The sequence below is a fragment of the Pantoea sp. JZ29 genome, from assembly GCF_035190385.1.
Classification (GTDB): domain Bacteria; phylum Pseudomonadota; class Gammaproteobacteria; order Enterobacterales; family Enterobacteriaceae; genus Pantoea; species Pantoea stewartii.
Window position 1 is genome coordinate 2,299,067 of sequence record NZ_CP045241.1, and the last position, 17,583, is coordinate 2,316,649.

Consider the following 17,583-nt stretch of genomic DNA (forward strand, 5'->3'; position numbering starts at 1 on the left):
GCACAGGGTGGATTTTCATTTGTGTGCCTGCCGCTGGCTTAATGGGCCCCGCTCACACCGGGTTTACGGTCACAACCAGAGGCGGGATTTGATTCTATTCTCCCCATGCGGGAACGTGTTTTTGACGTTGATAAGCTGCTGACCGGCTTTACATGCACCCTGAGTCTGGAGGACAGCAGCCTGTGTCTTTACCGTGGAAAGGTGCTGACTTTATCGCCTCTTCCCTTTACGGGGTCAACGCGAAAACAGGCTGACTCCTGGGGGTTTTCCGTTTCCCGTTAAGAACGGGCAGCACACAATCAGCATCACGTCCCGCTTACCGCGCTGCCGCGTTTAACGCTTTATGGCAAAAATGCAGCCGGCGAGAAAACATCACCGGGGCGTTTCCCAGCTAAAAAAACTTTAATTAAATTTATATTAACCACTTCACCTTCCAGGTCACCAGGATGTCACCATGCTGTACAAAGGGGGCTTAATCCAACGTCTCGCTTGGCTTAAATACACAACAAAAAGAAAAAAGATATCAGCTCCGCTTCTCTGCAACCGCCTAAAACATAAAAAAAATTGCTGGATAAATCCGAAACTCCACTATACTGACCAGTGCACTTGTTATCTCCCTACATGGCTGTACACAGAAAATCCCCTGTCGTCAGCCTCCCTGTAAGCTTCAGGAGAACGAAATGAAAAAGAGTAAGATGTTAACTGGCCTGCTGGCCGTTTCAGCTGCCGTCGCGATGTTCAGCAGCGTGAGCGTGCAGGCGCAGACGCCAACGAGCGCGGCGCAGAGCACCACAGCTGGACAAACAGGGACAAAGCTTAGTTCCGGTGACGAAAAAGCAATCAAAGACATGGCGCAGGCAAATATCAATGAAATCGCTGCCGCTAAAATCGCGCTGAGTAAGGCTGAAAGCAGCGAAACCAAAGCCTTCGCGCAGAAAATGATCGATGATCACACCAGTGCCTTGACCAAAGTGCAGACCGTCGCCCAGCAAAAAGGGGTTACGCTGCCGACCGCGCCTGATGCTAAACATAAAGCCATGGCCACTAAACTGGAAAAACAGAGCGGTAAGGCTTTTGACAAGATGTATATGGAAAATGCCGGCGTCAAAGACCACAAGATGGTGTTGTCGACGCTGGAAAGTGACGCGAAAAAGATAAAAGATCCCGATGTGAAGGCGCTGGCAGACGCCCATACTCCGGTTGTTGAGCAGCACCTGAAGTCCGCCCAGGACGCGTCAATGTAAGGCTCTGTGCCAGCAATTAACTAAACAGGTTGTCCGGTGAACTTTTGTCATGCCGCCCGGGCAACCTCTTATTCAGCTTTTCAGGACGGTAACGCGTTTACGTCTGAATCCAGTACGGTCCCGGCCTGCCAAAAAGATACCCTTGCATTAAAGGACATTCATATGTCCTGAGCCAGGCCGCCTGAGCCAACGTTTCCACGCCCTCTGCAGTGACTTCTACGTTCAGTTGACGGCACAGTGAAAGAACAGCACTGACGATGGCTGCCGCGCCGGCATCCTGGTGCAGATCGCTGATGAATGACCTGTCTATCTTTATTCTGCTGAAAAGCCCGGAACTGAGGTGGCTCAGTGAAGAAAACCCCGTGCCAAAATCATCCAGAACGACATTAATGCCTGTCTCCCGAAACTTCCGTATCACTTCGTAACTGAAATCCGGGTTGTCGAACAAGGCCGATTCGGTAATTTCCAGTTCGAGCCTGTTGGGATGTAGCCCACTATGGATGAGAACGTTTTTCACCCTGTCAGACAGTTGCGGGTCCCTGAACTGTCGGGGGGAAATGTTTACGGCTATCCGCTCCTGTCCTGACCAGCCCGCCATATCCGTACAGGCGCGCGCAAGCGCGAAGGCACCGATATCATGGATAAGTCCGGTTTTTTCAGCAAGAGGAATGAAAATATCTGGCGGCACACTTCCTCTCACAGGATGATGCCAGCGCAGCAGGGCTTCATAAGCCACAATCTCTTCACTGACGCTGCAGACAACAGGCTGATAAAATAGCTGTAGCTCACCGTTTTCCAGTGCCCCACGCAGGTCGTTTTCCAGGCTGAAGCGCTCTGCCGCAGAGCGGGCAAGCTCATCGGTAAAGATGACCCAGCCGTTACGTCCGGCTGACTTGGCCGCATACAGGGCAATATCCGCCGCCGATAACATACTTTCAGCATCCCGTGCATAGCCGGGAAAGAGGCAGACGCCGAAGCTGCAACCCGACGTAACTTTCCTGCCCTTCAGCATGAACGGCTCCTGCAATACGGCCGTAAGGCGTGATGCCGTTTCGCTGGCTTCAGAGGCTGAGCTGATACCTGGCAGGACGGCAACAAACTCGTCGCCGCCTGTACGGGCCAGTATATCTTCAGGGCGCAGGACGGATTGCAGCCGCGCGGAAACCTCAATAAGCAGTGCATCTCCGGTAGGATGTCCCAGCACGTCATTGATACTTTTGAAACGATCGATGTCGGACACCATGACGGCAAAGGGGCTGTCACCGCTAAGAAGCGTCTCCAGTTCGGGCATCAGGCCCCGCCGGTTAAGGAGCCCTGTCAGTGGGTCATGAAGGGCGAGGTGATTCGCCCTTGCCGCAGCCTGAAACTCCGCGGTGACGTCCAGGATGGTATACAGGAGATAGTCTTCTCCCCCGCCCGAATTAAGCCTTTCAGCCGTGATGCGGAGTGAAAAGGCCGGCTCTGTCGCCGTCGACGAGACCGTTTCACTGAAACCTTCATCAGGAAGAAGCGTAAAGGCTTGCCTGAACACACCCGCCAGATCGTCTGGCAAATCCGCGTGAAGCGAGGTTTGCGTGTTACCGCTCAGCACCAGTTCCTGCAAACAGGGCAAATTTCTGGCAGTCGGGTTGGCGCGTATAATGTCGCCGGATTTTGCGTCACACAGGATAAGCGCACAGGGCGTGTGACAGAAAACCGCGTCAAGCACCTTATTGGTGTCTGACAACTCCGTTTCTCTTTTCAGGATAACCTGTTGAGCGATGCGTAATGCCGCCCTTTCCTGATAATCATGCGTGACGTCGCGCACGATTTTAATAAATGCCGCATGTTCCTGATCGGAGGGATTAAGGAATTCAATTTCTACGGATGCACGAAATGCGCTGCCGTTTTTCCGCAGCCGCCAGCCTTCGCCTGTAAACTTGCCATGCTCGCGGGCCTCTCTCAGGTTTGCCTCAGGGATGTTCCTGGCCTGTTCATCTTCATCGTAAAAAACCGAAATATGTTGCCCTCTGATATCACGGCTGTCCCAGCCCTTAATCTCGCGGCACCCCAGATTCCAGCTCATGACTTCTCCGGTTGAAGACAGCAGGTATATTGCGCAAAGAGACGTTCTGGCCACGGCGGCCCCCAGTTGGTCATTGGTTACGGATTTCATGCGGCTGTCCTTGAAAAGTTCACCGACCTGTTCGGAGATGATCCTGCTTTACAGATGAGTATCGGCGCCGGTGGCCTAAAACAGTGACACAATTTTGTAAAAATTTAGTCAGAGAAAAAAGAGCGACAGGTATTTCTACCTGTCTCAAAATAATGCATGCAAGACGGTCACAACGTTATCCGCTTCTGGCTCAAATCAGCCCCCTCAAATCCGGGGGCGGTTTCAGAATGTTGTCCAGTTTTCTTCCGCATCTTTCCCGGCTGGTCGGCTGGAGTGAGGCATTGTCGTTGAGGCGGAAACCGTGACCGGCGCTTCAACCAGTGCGGTTTGAGCGACGGGCGATAACGATTCTGACAGCGTAAAAACAGAGACGGACTGCAGCAATATATCGGCCTGTTCGCGCAGACTTGCTGCCGCCGAAGCGGACTCTTCCACCAGGGAAGCATTCTGCTGCGTCACATCATCAATTTCCGTCACGGCAATGCTGACCTGTTCAATTCCGCGAGCCTGTTCTGCGGTGGCGGCGGTGATTTCCTCCACCCTGTCAGTCAGTTGACCGACTGACGAAACCACGGCAGACATGGTGTCAGCAGAACGCGCCACCAGTGAAGTCCCTTCGCTGACGCGCTGTGCGTTGGCTTCGATGAGCTGACGAATCTCCCCTGCCGCTGTTGCACTGCGTTGCGCCAGCGAACGGACCTCACCAGCCACCACGGCAAAGCCACGCCCTTGCTCGCCTGCCCGCGCGGCTTCGACAGCAGCATTAAGCGCCAGAATATTGGTCTGGAAAGCAATGCTGTCAATCACTGACGTGATATCCGCAATGCGTCCTGAGCTCTCACCAATTCCCTTCATGGTACCGGTGATATCTGTGGTGATGTCATTACCCTGGCGGGCAACGTCACGCACCGTTACCGCCAGCATCGCGGCCTGGCTGGCATTGTCTGCGTTATTCCTGACCGTGACGCCCAGTTCACCCATTGTGGCGGCGGTCTGTTCCAGCGCGCTGGCCTGTTCTTCAGTGCGCTGTGACAGATCGGTGTTTCCCTGAGCTATCTGCAGGCTCGCGGCGGCAACACTCTCCGCGTTCGCCCGGACAGCGCTGACGGTTTGTACCAGTGAATGCTGCATCCCACGAATCGCTATAAGGAGTTTTCCGGTTTCGTCACGTCCTTTGACCGGCACTTCTGCGGTCAGGTCGCCGTCAGCAATGCGCTCTGCGGCCTGCAGCGCGATGTTTACGGGCCTGACAATGCTGCGGGTAATAAACCAGGCCAGGGTTGCTGCCAGCACAATAGCCGCCACGCTGAGGGAGACAAGAACAACCTGAGCGCTGCGCTGTTCTGCCGCTGCTTTGGCACCGGCGGTCTTCATCTGCTGGCCCTGAAAGGTCGCAAGGTCTGTGATAGCCTTTGTGTATTCGTCCTGCGCCTCATAAGCGGGTCCGGTGAGCAGCCGCGTTACCTCATCCCGCTTACCTTCCATGCCCAGTTTTACCGCCTGTTCAGAGTAGGCAAGATACTGCGTACCGGCCCGTTTCATCACGGCGATGAGCTCACGGCTTCTGGGCGCATGAAGTATCTGATCGACTTTATTAAAAGCCGTTTCAAGCCGGGCGCGGGACTGCTCATAGTTTTGTTTCAGTCTTTCTTTTTGAGCCGGGTCATCGACCAGTGCGATACTGCGGACCATACGACTCATATCCGTAACGTAAAAGCGCAGGTTACTGGCAGCGGTCGCCTTATCAAAACGATCGCCAGCCAGTTTATCCACGGTGTCGCCTAGGGAGTCGATACGAATTAAACCGGCCAGCGCAATACCGATAAGAAGAAGCAGAATAAAGCCAAAAGCGGCACCCAGTCGAATGCCGATGCGTATGTTGTTCATTACCTTTCCTCGGTTAAAATATGAAAATTAAAATTATTCAGAGCCAGGGTTCAGACCTGACGAGCCTAATCCCGCGCGCGTTTTACCGCTCTCTTTCAGCAAACAGCGATCAGGATGATTAAACTGTTCGGGAACAAGCTGCGCGCAATTTATAATCAGGTGCCGTTTTAACACCCTGTTTAACGGGACTGGCCGCACAGAGAAATACGTGTTTGTGGCCTCCTCATGACGTAAGTACGTGAGGAACGGCATCAGACGGCATCGCAGGCTGTCCCTCCGCATTGATTAACGCAGTTGTGACAGCATGGCCTGCGCCAGCACAGAAGACAGGCGCACAATCGCCCTGCGCAGTGAAGACGGTGAAAGCGTGAGGTTAGTCTGGGTAACCCATGACAGCCTGGTTATGTGGCTAACGGTCATGTTAAATCCTTCTGGTAAAAGCGCGTTTATCCCGTTTTAAAGTTATCGTCACTGTAGTTACTTTCTTTAACTGTGACATACATCAATTATTTTAAAGCGTTATTACACGCATCTTAATTCGCTCTTAATGTACGGCGATGGAGAGAAACACAGCCAGGCCGAGCGCGTAACGGTTCCGCTACGCGCAAAAAGCGGCCGTTCGCGCCAGCCTCCGTCAGGCGCAGAGTTCTGACCATGACGTAAAGCCGGACCATTCGGACGCTGACGGATAACAAAAGCGTGATGACCGGGGGGCGGGATGAAATATCAATGCGGAAGTTTTTTGCCGTTTACGCTTGCAGGGAGGTGCCTGCAGGACCAGGCTGATTGAGGCTATCCCTCTAAGGAAAGATCTTGTTGCATGGAAGATGACTTAACCGCCTACGGGCGGTTTTTTTTATCCCGATAAAACAGAGAAGAATCAACATCATCAGGGGTGATGAGCCGTTCAGGCGTTTTTCGCGTATCCTCACTGAAAATCATGAGCCCGCCCTGAAGAACAGGGCCAACAGCGTATAAAACTTGTTAACGAGACGGCCCGGCAGGCTTACCGGGCCACTGATTTACAGCCCTTTCGTCTTGTTAATCCAGTACTGCTAAGGTCCTCTTTAAAACAGGCGGGGAAAGCCGCAAGCCCGCAAGTCGCAAAGGCGGCCCCTCAACCAGGCCGGGAAGCGGTTTCCTGTGCGCTGCCCCGGCGGCTTGCCTTACCCCCTTTTCGTCCGGCCTCAACCGCTCTTTCCGGGTTATTTTTAAAATTACCGCTACTGGCGGCTCCGCCTTTCCTTCCGGCTTCCGCCGCGCGCTGGGGATTTTCCGCGAAATTTCCCGCGCCACCACGTCTGTTGCTCATATCTGTTACCTTTTGATTGTGTAAAATGTTGATGAGGATATAAGCATGGCTGTAATTTTGAATAAAAACAGGAATAAACATAGATTTACGTCGGAAGAATAAAGGGTTTTAGATTCACCGCTTCGCTTTCTACAGATTTTTTATCTATTTAAAACAGCGTTAACAAAATAAAATTTGTACACCATGATTGGGTCGTGTACAGTTTCCACACCCGGTCTTTTAAGAAGATTCTTACCACCATCCCGAACAGGTTTGCTGCTTGTCTTCTTCTTTACGAGACAGCGCTTGCAGGAGTCAGCCTGCGGGACCTGACGCAGCGTATGCTTATTAACGATGCTGGCTCCCGGGCGGACAAGGCATGTTCTGATTTTACAGTTTCGGGTGGCCGGGACTACACTCGAAAAACATACAAAAATGATGCTTTAGCGCAATACCGCTTGTCCGCCGCAACGGACTTTTACTGCCAGCAACAAGAAGGTTGATATGTTCAGGAGTGAAGAAGAAAAGGTAAACATTGTTATCGGCGAAGCCCTGCTGACGCTGCTTGAAGATGATGCAGACATAAGTTCTGAGGCGCTGCGCGTGCAGCTGAACAGGATGCTCGAAACGGAAACTGATGATGCCCGGCGTCAGCTTATCGATCACGCTTTGCGCCAGACCCGCAGACTTTTAAGCGGTGCAGCCAGTGAAGACAGCAATTTTTTCGGAGAAAGACATCTCCAGTTATGGGCGGGAAACGGCCACTAACTTCCTGACAGCATCGGCTGATACACGTGGCAGAGCGTGTCGCAGAGGTCAGTGAACTCTGCGTTTCATCATCAGCACGGCCTTCTCACAGCCTGCCCGCACCCGCCAGTCTCCGGTTTCCTGCCCCAGGCGGTGTAGCGCGCAGATAATCTCTTCTTTCTTTACACTGGCTTTTTCGCTAAGCAACTGCGAGATAACTTTACCCGCCAGTTCAAGCGCTTTTTCTTCGGTATCTTCTCTGGACCCCATGAAGCCTCCGTAAAGCAAACGTTCTTACAGTATAGCATCCTGACCGAAGCGGCCCGGCAGCGCCTGCTGGACCGCTTCCTGCAGGACGCAAAAAACGGCCCGGTTAACAGGATGATTTCCGTTTTCGATGGCCGTCCGGCCCCTTCCCGCCGGCAGCGTATTCATCACCGCAACCGAACCCAGCGGCAAGCAAAACGTCCCCATGGAGAAGGCGATCTGTCGCGCCTGAACAGGCTCTGAGGCGGGGTTCAGATGAAGCAGATAATAAGAAACGTTGAAGTCGTGATTGACGGGAAGCTGCCCAATCACGTTATGGCCTGTCATACAGCATAAAATATTGTTCACCCTCGCAGTCGCACATCCTGACCGCAGGCAGCCCCTCTGCCCGGCGCCGCTCGTTAACACAGCACTGGGATGGGCCGGGCTTAACGCCCGGCCCATATGACGCAGTTTGCTGGCGAAAGCGGAAGTGAATGGGTTATTCCCCACCTCCGCTGATTCTCCCTGACCTCCCACGCCGTCATTCAGAGGGATACATCTGAGCCGTTACGCGGCGTCTGATTTACCGGGTGTCATACCTTAAAGGTTTCTACCATCGTGCGCAGGGCATGCGCCTGCTCAGAAAGCGACTGTGAGGCGGAGGAGGATTCCTCCACCAGCGCCGCGTTGTTTTGCGTCACACCGTCCATCTGGCTGACGGCGATACTTACCTGCGAGATGCCCTGCATCTGTTCAGATGATGCCAGGGAAAGCTCGTCCATGGATTCAGCCAGTTCGCCGACCATGCCGACGATTTTCAGGATGCTTTGACCGGTTGAGGAGGCCACCGTGACGCCGCTCTCCACCTGCGTAACGGCCTGCTCGATCAGCGTTTTAATGTCTTTTGCGGCCGTGGCGCTGCGCTGTGCGAGCGTTCTGACTTCGCCCGCCACCACGGCGAACCCGCGTCCGTCCTCGCCTGCCCGCGCCGCTTCGACAGCGGCGTTCAGGGCAAGGATGTTGGTCTGGAACGCGATGCTCTCAATGACGGAGGTGATGTCACGCACTTTGGTGGCGCTGATGGAAATGTCGTGCATCGTGTCTGACATACGCTTCACATCCGTTTCGCCGCTGCGGGCCAGCTGCGCGGTCTCACGGGCGGACTCGGCTGTCTGCCGGGCACCCGCCGCGTTACTTTTCACAGTGGCGGAAAGCTGCTCCATGCTGGCCGCGGTTTCCTGCAGCGCCGCGGCCTGTTGCTCGGTGCGGGATGACAGTTCCGTATTGCCTTGTGAAATCTCATCGGCGGCCAGCGCAACGGAGGCGGACGAATCCTTAATTTTTGACACCAGACCACGCAGGTTCGCCTGCATCCCATCCAGTGAGGCCAGCAGGCTGGTTGTGTCATTGCGGCGCAGCACGACCGGTCCCGTCAGGTCTCCGGCGGCGATGGCGGCGGCGAGCGCCTGAGCCTGAGCCGGTTCGCCACCCAGCTGGCGCATCAGGCTGCGGCTGACAATCATGCAGCCCGCTACGGCAGTCAGCACTGACAGCAGGGTCAGCACGATCAGCATTGCTCTTGTGCGGGAAACGGTCTCGCTGGTCTCGCCAACCGTAAGAACGGTCTGCGCCTTCTGAATCTCTGTCAGTTGGTTGAGCAGTTTCAGAAGCTTTTGCTGAGCCGGTCGCGCAGTCTTCATCAGGTAGACAGTCGCGTCCTGCTGACGGTTTTCCAGCCCCATTTTGGCCGCGGTCATCAGGGTTTGCATGGCGTCATCTTCAGCTGCCAGTATTTCATCCAGCACGGTTTTACCCTGTGCACTGACGCTGTGTGTCATGCTTTCAACCAGTTGCTCCCGCTCGTGGATATATTTTTCCCGCTGTGTCGTCATACGGTCCCATTCGGGCCTGGATTCCTTCTCATCCGTCAGTAACGCCAGATTGCGTGCGGCGATGGCCATATCACGGATATCACCACGCATATCCAGAACGATCGCAAACCGTTTCATTTTGTTGTTTATCGCGTCATTCATGCCGCGCTGTGCATCGGTCAGCGCATGTAACGCAGTGCCCGTACAGATAATTAAAAGCAGAACAAGTAAACCAAAGCCTGTAGCAAGACGCGTCGAAACCTTCATTATATTTTCCCGAATGTTATGTCACTGTCAGGTTCTATCGGCCGCAGACGCGTCAACTGCACAGACTTTACAAAATAAATTGAACACAACTTAATTGACGTCGATATGATTGCGGTCACGTTCAGTTTGGCCGCGGTTTAAAGCATCCATGACGTGTCCGTGATATCTTGTGTTTCCGGCTTCCTGACGTCTGTCGCATCACACGATTCACAGAACGCTTGCCGGCTTCCCCCTTATCTGGAGCCCCGGCATGAAAGAGATTAATGACGCCAGCGCGAGTAAAGACACCCAACCTCAGTGTCTGGAGGAGTTTCTCTGCTTTGCGCTTTACTCGGCCTCGCTGGCTATGACAAAGCTTTATCAGCCTCACCTGAAACCGCTGGGGCTGACCTATCCACAGTATCTGGCGCTGCTGGTCTTGTGGGAAAAGGATGGCATCACGGTCTCTGAGGTAGGTCAGCGCGTGCAACTGGACTCCGGCACGCTCAGCCATCTCCTCAAGCGACTTGAGCAGGCAGGCTTTATCAGTCGCCTGCGCGATACCGGTCATGATGAACGCAGAGTGATTATTCGCCTGACTGAAGCAGGCCGTGAACTTGAAAGGCGGGCCACAGGCGTACCTGCAGCGATGATTTGTGAAATGGGCATCCCGTTTGAAACCCTGGCCAGCCTGCGCGACGGGATAAGACAGGTTCAGGAAAAAATTATCCAGGCATTGCCGGAACAGCGGAACCCTGACGCCTGATGTTTTGTCATTATCTCAGACGGGATGACAGGCTGGGGCTGGCGGCAGAGTGCCCCATCTTATCCACAGAAGCACAATGGCACTGATTATGGCCAACCGGACAGACCGGTTTTAATTTGAGAGCAACTTGCTGACCGATTCCGTTTGAAAGTTTAAGAGGGACGATAATGAAAAACGTTGTACTTAGCATGCTGGCTAAAATATCGCATATCGACGCAGGGATGAAGCAGTTAACAGCCCGTGTTGAGGCGCAGTCTCTGCTCATCAGCGCACTTGTGCTGGCGGTGAGTAAAGAAGGCGGCGTGACTGAAATGATTGAAAGTGCTAACAAAGCCATTAACACCGTCATCGACTCTGCTGAATGCGATGATCTGCTGAAGTCTGACGCCGCGCTCCTGCTCAGTGAATTTCAGAGCCTGCTCACCATTTCGAGGGCTGTCGATGGCGCGGATGACGAAATTAATCATGAAGGAATGACTAAACTTAAAGGATTATCCCCCTCTGTGGAATAAGCCGGCTTGGTTAAGCGCCAGGCCACACCTTACCGCCCGTCATCCTTTATCCAACGGGCCAGCAACCGGACGTTATTTACGTTGCGTGGCCCAGCTGACCGTATTTAAAGGTGGAGAGCCAGCTTTTTAGTGCCTGCGGAAGCAAGGGATGAGAAATGTAAAAACCCTGTGCCTGATCGCATCCCCATGAAGCGAGCATATCCAGAGCCTCTGGTATTTCAACGCCTTCAGCCACAACAACATAGTTCAGAGATTTCAGCATACCTATCACGCTCGATGCGATAATGCGGCTTGCTTCATTCGAGGTCAAATCGGCTATCAGCGCCCTGTCAAGCTTGATAACGTCCACCGGCATCCTGCGCAGATAACCAATATTACTGTAACCGGCACCAAAATCGTCCAGCGAAAGACGATATCCTCGTTGTCTTAACTGCGCCATCATTGCCAGGGCGGCAGGATTTTCCGTGGCCAGCTCCGTTTCAAGACATTCGAACTCCAGCAGAGCGGGTGGCAGTTGGGCCTGCGCCATCTTCGCGTCAAGGTGGTCAATAAAGCCACTTCGTGCAAGGTCGCTGACACTGACGTTAACGGATACCGGCAGACTGATGCCCTCGGATAACCAGACGCGCAGCTGACGGATCACCTCCGTGATCACCCAGTCAGTGATATCGCTCATCAGGCTGGTTAACTGCGCTGCGGGCAGAAATTCGGCGGGCGAAAGCTCGCCCCGCTCGGGATGACACCAGCGTATCAGCGCCTCAAACCCCGTCGGTTGTACATCAGATAAGGAAAGCCGGGGCTGATAAACCAGATACAGCCCGCCTGTACCGGTTTTAAGGGCTGCCGACAGATCGTTCATCAACATGAAATCGCCATTGCGCCTGCTGTCACTCACCTCACTAAACGAACGAGCGCCACCATTGATGCTGATGGCTTCGTGAAGTGCGCTGACCGCGCGCCGCAGGGCTTCCTGGGCCGGTAGCGCCGCTGGCGTAAAGCAGACATCGCCCGCGTACAATGTCAGGTCCATAGCAAGACCTTCGGGCGCGAGAGGCCGCACGTCGCGCATTGCTTCAAGAACAGCATCCGCCGAAAACGGCTCATCTGAGCGGGACAGGAAGGCAAAGCGCCCAGTGGCTACCGTGTAAAAAATTTTTTCAGGCCCCAGCGCCAGCTTGTTTTGCAACAGACGCCCGCTGTCCCGCAGGAGCGCTTCCACTGGCGGCATGCCCAGTGCCCGGGCCAGTTCATAGGCTCGGGGCATATCAATGCAGTCGATAACGGTGAGCCTGAGGACGTCGGAATGCCCCGCCTCAGACAGTTGATCCAGATGGCGGATGAGTTGCTGACGGTTAGGCAAGCCTGTTACCGCATCCGTTAATCCCGCGACCTGCCAGGCCTTCAGAAAGACCGTCACCATCGCGGCAAGTCGGCTGAGCAACCTGACCTTTTCAGCCGGAAAGGCGTGTGGCTGACTGTCTGTGACGCATAGCGTCCCCATAACCTTTCCTTGCGCGTTGATCAACGGCACGCCCGCGTAGAAGCGGAGGTAAGGCTCCCCCGTGACAAGCGGATTCGTGGCGAAACGTGCGTCCAGCAAGGTATCCGGCACAATGACCGGAATCGCGCTCTCCACGACGAAGCGGCAGAATGCATCCTTGCGATCAGTCTGGCACAGCGTCGTGTTGTACTTTGCGCGAAACGTCTGATGCTGCTCATCAAGAACGGATATAAAGCTGGTCGGTATGCCCAGCAACGTGCTGGTCAGGGCGGCGAAGTGGTTGAGTACCTCATCACGCTCCTGATCGGGCAATCGCAGAATGTCTGCGGAGCGTGGCGAAGACTGCGCTCCGTGACGAATGTTTATCAACATGGCGTATCCTTTCCCTGAAAGGCAAAAGTTAAAAAAGCAAGGCGCTGCACTGAAGGACATCCCTGTGCTCAGAAAGCAGGATAATGCTGAATGATAAAACGGCTAAAGCGGATTCGTTACTCAGTTTCAACCGTATGCGTAAACTCCCTGACCGCCCCTTCCACGCGTTCCGAGTTTTTCTTAATGATGGCGATGACCTCGCCGGCCTCGCGCATCAGTATGACGCCCTGCTCCGTATTTTTCTGGTTGAGTTCCATACCTTTCAGCACTTCCCGGGCCAGCTGATTATTATTTGATACCACCTGTTCTATTTCTTCTGTGGCCCCGCTGACGCTTGCCGCCAGCGCGCGCACTTCGGCGGCCACAACCGCAAAGCTCCTGCCGGACGCCCCTGCTCTGGCAGCTTCAATCGCGGCGTTAAGGGCAATAAGCCGTGTTTGTGTCGCAAACCGTCTGATGGTCTCTACCATGCCGTCAATGCTTCCTGACTGGCTGTTGAGGCGCGCGATGTCAGCGGAGATCGCGTTCATGTCCTGCGCGATCCGGTCCACAACTTCAATACTACTCTCAATTACATTCGCCCCATTCTGCGCATTTCCCAGCGTCTGTACAGCCATTTCCCAGGCCTGTACGGCGGCATCGTGCTCTTTTTGGTTATTCAAAACCTGTTCGGTCACATCCGTGGCAAACTTGACGATTTTATATAATTCGCCATTGCTGTTAAAAACAGGATTATATGTCGCGCGCAGCCAGAGTGGCTTCCCGTGATGATTGAGTCTGGGAAACTGCCCCGAAAAAAATTCGCCCTGATTAAGCCTTTTCCAGAACTGCCGGTACGCGTCGCTTGCAGAAAGCTGTTCTGAACAGAACATCCGATGATGTTGACCCACAACCTGCTCACGTTTGTAACCGGTCGTTTTCAGGAAATTGTCATTAGCATCCAGGACACGACCGTCAGGACTGAACTCAATCACAGCCATTGACCGGTTGATGGCGTTGATCACAGATTCCTGTTCCAGCCCTGCCTCTATGCGTTCTGAGATGTCCGCCGCTATCTTAATGATTTTGCACACCCTGCCACGGCGGTTCCTGACCGGGATATAACTGGCTTCCAGCCAGACAGGACGGTTTCCTTTAGCCAGCCGCAGATGTTTACCACTGCGAACGTCACCGGCGGCAAGGCGCTGCCAGAAATGGCGGTATTCAGGTGAATCCGTCAGGGAAGACGGGCAGAACATGCTGTGATGTTGCCCAATTATTTCGTGCGCCTCGTAGCCCATTGCGGTCAGGAAAAGCGGGCTGGCTTTCTGAATCGTTCCGTCAGGACTGAATTCAATAACCGGCATCGCGCTGTTAAGCGCCCTGAACGGCGCCGATCTACGCCCGCTGCGAAGATCGTTAAGAAAGGAAAAGACATTTTTTAATACATTAAAGCGCATAACCACGACCGTAATCTGAGTTGACTAATCTGGTTATCGGCTGTTAAGACCCTGGCATTATGTATTGTTGTGATAGTTTCCGTTGATTATTACCGGGTGAAATTAATTCACTAATAAAAAATAAATTTTTTGTATGACCTTCAACAGGATGCGTAAACGACTCCGCTGCAAAAGGCATGCTGCTGCGCAAACTGCGTCATGCAGGCAACCTCGGCAGCCTGACTGACCGCTCGGGCCTGCTCGTCTGAGGATAATGACGGGACACGGCAGTAAGACCGCTGTAAGAACAATCCCCTATTTGCTCAGCGCCCAGGCGGCTGGAACCGGCTTTCCTCCTGCCCGCACTGGCCCGACCGATCCCCGCACCACCATCCAGCTGTCGAATGCCGGTAACGCGCCGGCGGGCTGCTGCCGGATATGGCAGATTAACCGGCGTGCGGCTTCGCGGCCCATCTCATAAACCGGCTGGGCCACGACCGTAAGCGCGGGCGTCATCAGTTCGGTCCAGGGAAAATCATCGTACATAACAAACGAAATATCCTCGGGCACACGCAACCCACGTCTGGCCAGTCCACGTAGAATTCCCATTGCAATCAAATTGTCGGACGCAATCAGCGCACTGGGCGGTTCGGGAAGCGAGAGAAGCTCCGTCAGAATCTGTTCGATGCACGCTTCGTTAAGGGCATTCAGGCGCACCAGATTCGGGTCGAGTGCCATACCGGCATCGTGGTGGGCATCAATCATCCCTTTCACCCGCTGCGCCACCGGCGTGGGTCCTAAGCTCATCGCGTGAGTGTAAGGCGCGGCAATACGCATACTGGAAAGGTATGCGATACGGTGATGACCGGCGTTAAGCAACAGCTGCGTCGCATCCCTCGCCACGTTAAGAAAGTCAGCCTGAATGGTTTCCACGTCCAGCCCTTCGACGGAACGGTCAAAGGTCATCAGCGCGCGGCCTTCCGTCAGCACCTGTTTAAGATGGTCGTTATCACACGCCAGCGAGCTGCAGGGGGCCACGATGATGCCATCAACGCGCTTGTCCAGCATGACGCGCACGGCTTCCCGTTCCTCTTCCACGGTTTCATCGCTGTTGCTGAGCAGCAAATGAAACCCCGCCTGGCGCGCCACATCCGCCATGCCACGCAGCGCAAGGCCGAAATGCGGGTTTTCAATATCGCCCACGATCACGCCAATCGTGTTCGAACGCCCGGTATTCATGCTGCGCGCCAGCTCATTGGGCCGGTAACCCAGGGTTTCTGCCGCCTGGGTGACGCGGATTTGCACCTCTTCACTTACGGCGCCATAGCCGCCCAATGCTCTGGCCGCCTGGGCTTTTGACACGCCCGCCTGACGTGCCACATCGGCCACAGTGGGTCCGCGTACTTGCTGTTTTTTGCTGGTCATAATTATTTTGAATCACAAGTTGATAACATCGTAATTGACGCTGCTGAAAGCGTGTGCTTAATATCATTGTATCCACTTGAGACCGGTCTCACAACAACTACCGGTTTCATTTTGACCCGCATTGAGACCGGTCTCAATCAGACAGTACTGGCTCAGTGACCTTCGACGTTTCACCTGCAAAATGGAAGAGCTTTATGACATCGCATAAACGTTTAACCAAAATAACCGCCTTTGTCTTCGGCCTCGCGGTAATGCTCTCAACCAGCGTCAGTGCACGGGCAGCCAGCGACAACAATCCCTATGGGCTGATTGAACCGGGCCATCTGCGTGTCGCCAGCCTGGGCGACGCGAAACCCTATACCTTTACGGACAAAGACGGAAATTTCACCGGCTTTGACGTCGAATTTTTCAAAAATGTCGCCCATCGCATGGGCATTGATAAGGTGGATTTTGTCGGACAGGATTTTTCCGCCATCCTGCCCGCCGTCGCCAACGGACAATATGATGCAGGCGTGGCCGCGATCGGAATCACACCGGCCCGTGAAAAAACCGTTGATTTCTCCACGGGCTATCTGGCGGGTTACCTGACGGTGCTCACCCGCAGCGATTCCGGCGTGAAAAACGTGGCAACGCTGGCGCACAAGCGACTGGGCGTCATTCAGGGCACGCTGCAGGAAAGCTATGCGCTGGCCAACTTCAAACAGACCGATCTGGTGCGCTTTCCCGATAACAACGCGGCCGTTTCCGCGCTGAACAACGGCACTATTGATGCCATGTTCCTTGATTACGAAGCCGCCAAAGATTATGCCACCCGCTTCAAACTGGTGACGGCAGCCAACATCCCCTCTTTCGACGCCCCGGCGGGCGTGGCGATAGCGAAAAACAAACCGGCCTTTAAAGCGGCGCTGGACAAAGCCATCAAAGCGGCGATGCAGGATGGGACGTGGAAACAGCTTTATGAGAAGTGGTTTCCGGGCTCGCCTATGCCTGAACAGTATCTGCCTCAGCACAATTAGTCCCCGCGCAACCGGTGTGCGAGTGAATACATTCGGTGACGGGCGTTGTCCGTCACCCGCAACAGAGAATCGGCTATGGATCTGATCACTATTCTTTCCCGTACCTTCTTTGATTTTTCTGCAATGAAGGACGTCCTGCCGCAGCTGCTGGCAACGGGCCTGGTCAACACGTTGATCATCTCGTTGGCCGCCACGCTGCTGGGCACCTTTTTCGGCCTGATTCTGGCGCTGATGGGGATTTCGCCTTCGCGCTGGCTGCGTGTACCGGCCCGGCTGTATACCGATCTGTTTCGCGGCCTGCCCTCTATCCTGACCATTTTGCTGATTGGTCAGGGGCTGGCGCGCTTCAGCTATCAGCTGTTTGGCCCCTCACCTTATCCGCTGGGCATTTTTGCCCTGAGTCTGATTGCCAGCGCCTATATGGGCGAAATCTTTCGCTCAGGGATCCAGAGCATTGAGCAAGGCCAGATGGAAGCCTGCCGGGCGCTGGGCATGAGCTATGGTCGGGCGATGCGGCTGGTGATCATTCCTCAGGGCATCCGCCGCGTCTTGCCTGCCATCGTGAATCAGTTCATCGCGATTATTAAAGACTCTTCGCTGGTTTATCTGCTGGGGCTGATGTCCAGCCAGCGCGAACTGTTCCGGGTTGGCCAGGATGCCGCGGTGCTGAGCGGCAATCTGTCACCGCTGATGCTGGCGGGGCTGTTCTACCTGATGATTACCGTGCCCTTAACCCATGCGGTGAACCATATTGACATCCGTTACCGCACCGGACGCCGCCGGGCAACGGCGCCGCAGAGCGGACTGAAAGAAATTGATGAGGTGGCGGTAAAACGCGCCGTCACGCCCACGGCCTCCCTGACCAGCGAACGAGGACACTGAG

16 protein-coding genes are annotated in these 17,583 nt (G+C 54.5%); 5 read left to right on the forward strand and 11 right to left on the reverse strand.

Features of this window, described 5'->3' with window-relative positions; translation table 11 throughout:
• Positions 1–680: 680 nt before the first annotated feature.
• A complete protein-coding gene (locus tag GC090_RS10680) occupies positions 681–1,244 on the forward strand; it encodes a DUF4142 domain-containing protein (RefSeq protein WP_033741414.1) in 564 nt (187 codons plus the stop codon).
• 97 nt (positions 1,245–1,341) lie between these two features.
• Here the strand turns inward: GC090_RS10680 and GC090_RS10685 are convergent, their stop codons facing one another.
• From GC090_RS10685 to GC090_RS10720, 8 genes are all read right to left on the reverse strand, one after another.
• A complete protein-coding gene (locus GC090_RS10685) occupies positions 1,342–3,399 on the reverse strand; it encodes a putative bifunctional diguanylate cyclase/phosphodiesterase (RefSeq protein WP_033741412.1) in 2,058 nt (685 codons plus the stop codon).
• Positions 3,400–3,621: 222 nt separating this feature from the next.
• Complete coding sequence (locus GC090_RS10690) at positions 3,622–5,286, reverse strand: methyl-accepting chemotaxis protein (RefSeq protein ID WP_282498773.1); 1,665 nt, start codon at positions 5,284–5,286, stop codon at positions 3,622–3,624.
• Positions 5,287–5,571: 285 nt separating this feature from the next.
• Positions 5,572–5,706 carry a hypothetical protein gene (locus tag GC090_RS10695; RefSeq protein ID WP_324019703.1) on the reverse strand — a complete coding sequence of 45 codons (135 nt, stop codon included), beginning with the start codon at positions 5,704–5,706 and terminating at the stop codon, positions 5,572–5,574.
• Positions 5,707–6,403: 697 nt separating this feature from the next.
• Positions 6,404–6,598, reverse strand: coding sequence for a con-10 family general stress protein (locus GC090_RS10700; protein ID WP_033741481.1), 195 nt, complete (start codon positions 6,596–6,598; stop codon positions 6,404–6,406).
• A gap of 369 nt (positions 6,599–6,967) precedes the next feature.
• Positions 6,968–7,243 carry a hypothetical protein gene (locus GC090_RS10705; RefSeq protein WP_133745223.1) on the reverse strand — a complete coding sequence of 92 codons (276 nt, stop codon included), beginning with the start codon at positions 7,241–7,243 and terminating at the stop codon, positions 6,968–6,970.
• 150 nt (positions 7,244–7,393) lie between these two features.
• Positions 7,394–7,594 carry a hypothetical protein gene (locus GC090_RS10710; protein WP_033741409.1) on the reverse strand — a complete coding sequence of 67 codons (201 nt, stop codon included), beginning with the start codon at positions 7,592–7,594 and terminating at the stop codon, positions 7,394–7,396.
• Between the two features lie 24 nt (positions 7,595–7,618).
• Complete coding sequence (locus tag GC090_RS10715; RefSeq protein ID WP_134814917.1) at positions 7,619–7,903, reverse strand: hypothetical protein; 285 nt, start codon at positions 7,901–7,903, stop codon at positions 7,619–7,621.
• Between the two features lie 263 nt (positions 7,904–8,166).
• Complete coding sequence (locus GC090_RS10720; RefSeq protein WP_324019704.1) at positions 8,167–9,711, reverse strand: methyl-accepting chemotaxis protein; 1,545 nt, start codon at positions 9,709–9,711, stop codon at positions 8,167–8,169.
• A gap of 250 nt (positions 9,712–9,961) precedes the next feature.
• Here GC090_RS10720 and GC090_RS10725 point away from each other — a divergent pair, with 250 nt between their 5' ends.
• Positions 9,962–10,456 (forward strand): MarR family winged helix-turn-helix transcriptional regulator, encoded by a 495-nt coding sequence (locus GC090_RS10725; RefSeq protein WP_033741402.1) that lies wholly within the window; start codon positions 9,962–9,964, stop codon positions 10,454–10,456.
• A 167-nt stretch (positions 10,457–10,623) separates the two neighbouring features.
• Complete coding sequence (gene iraP, locus GC090_RS10730; protein WP_033741400.1) at positions 10,624–10,968, forward strand: anti-adapter protein IraP; 345 nt, start codon at positions 10,624–10,626, stop codon at positions 10,966–10,968.
• Positions 10,969–11,044: 76 nt separating this feature from the next.
• Here the strand turns inward: iraP and GC090_RS10735 are convergent, their stop codons facing one another.
• The 3 genes from GC090_RS10735 to GC090_RS10745 all read right to left on the reverse strand — a co-directional run bounded on the left by GC090_RS10735 (position 11,045) and on the right by GC090_RS10745 (position 15,684).
• Entirely contained in the window at positions 11,045–12,841 is a 1,797-nt protein-coding gene (locus GC090_RS10735; RefSeq protein WP_324019706.1) for a sensor domain-containing diguanylate cyclase, read from the reverse strand.
• Positions 12,842–12,957: 116 nt separating this feature from the next.
• Positions 12,958–14,280 (reverse strand): methyl-accepting chemotaxis protein, encoded by a 1,323-nt coding sequence (locus GC090_RS10740; protein ID WP_324019708.1) that lies wholly within the window; start codon positions 14,278–14,280, stop codon positions 12,958–12,960.
• 294 nt (positions 14,281–14,574) lie between these two features.
• The gene (locus GC090_RS10745) at positions 14,575–15,684 is read right to left on the reverse strand and encodes a LacI family DNA-binding transcriptional regulator (RefSeq protein ID WP_050504965.1); all 1,110 of its coding nucleotides are present in this window, start codon (positions 15,682–15,684) and stop codon (positions 14,575–14,577) included.
• Between the two features lie 194 nt (positions 15,685–15,878).
• On the opposite strand from GC090_RS10745, the gene GC090_RS10750 reads away from it, so the two are divergent.
• Positions 15,879–16,700 (forward strand): ABC transporter substrate-binding protein, encoded by an 822-nt coding sequence (locus tag GC090_RS10750; protein WP_324019711.1) that lies wholly within the window; start codon positions 15,879–15,881, stop codon positions 16,698–16,700.
• A 75-nt stretch (positions 16,701–16,775) separates the two neighbouring features.
• Positions 16,776–17,582: an amino acid ABC transporter permease gene (locus GC090_RS10755; protein WP_058708169.1), complete on the forward strand. Its 807-nt coding sequence runs from the start codon at positions 16,776–16,778 to the stop codon at positions 17,580–17,582.
• The last annotated feature ends 1 nt before the right edge of the window (position 17,583 follow it).

Coding starts and splice junctions, on each gene's coding strand:
- GC090_RS10720 (WP_324019704.1), bottom strand. CDS start 9,711: ATGAAGGTTTCGACGCGTCTTGCTACAGGCTTTGGTTTACTTGTTCTG.
- GC090_RS10700 (WP_033741481.1), bottom strand. CDS start 6,598: ATGAGCAACAGACGTGGTGGCGCGGGAAATTTCGCGGAAAATCCCCAG.
- GC090_RS10735 (WP_324019706.1), bottom strand. CDS start 12,841: ATGTTGATAAACATTCGTCACGGAGCGCAGTCTTCGCCACGCTCCGCA.
- GC090_RS10750 (WP_324019711.1), top strand. CDS start 15,879: ATGACATCGCATAAACGTTTAACCAAAATAACCGCCTTTGTCTTCGGC.
- GC090_RS10755 (WP_058708169.1), top strand. CDS start 16,776: ATGGATCTGATCACTATTCTTTCCCGTACCTTCTTTGATTTTTCTGCA.
- GC090_RS10680 (WP_033741414.1), top strand. CDS start 681: ATGAAAAAGAGTAAGATGTTAACTGGCCTGCTGGCCGTTTCAGCTGCC.
- GC090_RS10740 (WP_324019708.1), bottom strand. CDS start 14,280: ATGCGCTTTAATGTATTAAAAAATGTCTTTTCCTTTCTTAACGATCTT.
- GC090_RS10695 (WP_324019703.1), bottom strand. CDS start 5,706: ATGACCGTTAGCCACATAACCAGGCTGTCATGGGTTACCCAGACTAAC.
- iraP (WP_033741400.1), top strand. CDS start 10,624: ATGAAAAACGTTGTACTTAGCATGCTGGCTAAAATATCGCATATCGAC.
- GC090_RS10690 (WP_282498773.1), bottom strand. CDS start 5,286: ATGAACAACATACGCATCGGCATTCGACTGGGTGCCGCTTTTGGCTTT.
- GC090_RS10685 (WP_033741412.1), bottom strand. CDS start 3,399: ATGAAATCCGTAACCAATGACCAACTGGGGGCCGCCGTGGCCAGAACG.
- GC090_RS10710 (WP_033741409.1), bottom strand. CDS start 7,594: ATGGGGTCCAGAGAAGATACCGAAGAAAAAGCGCTTGAACTGGCGGGT.
- GC090_RS10725 (WP_033741402.1), top strand. CDS start 9,962: ATGAAAGAGATTAATGACGCCAGCGCGAGTAAAGACACCCAACCTCAG.
- GC090_RS10745 (WP_050504965.1), bottom strand. CDS start 15,684: ATGACCAGCAAAAAACAGCAAGTACGCGGACCCACTGTGGCCGATGTG.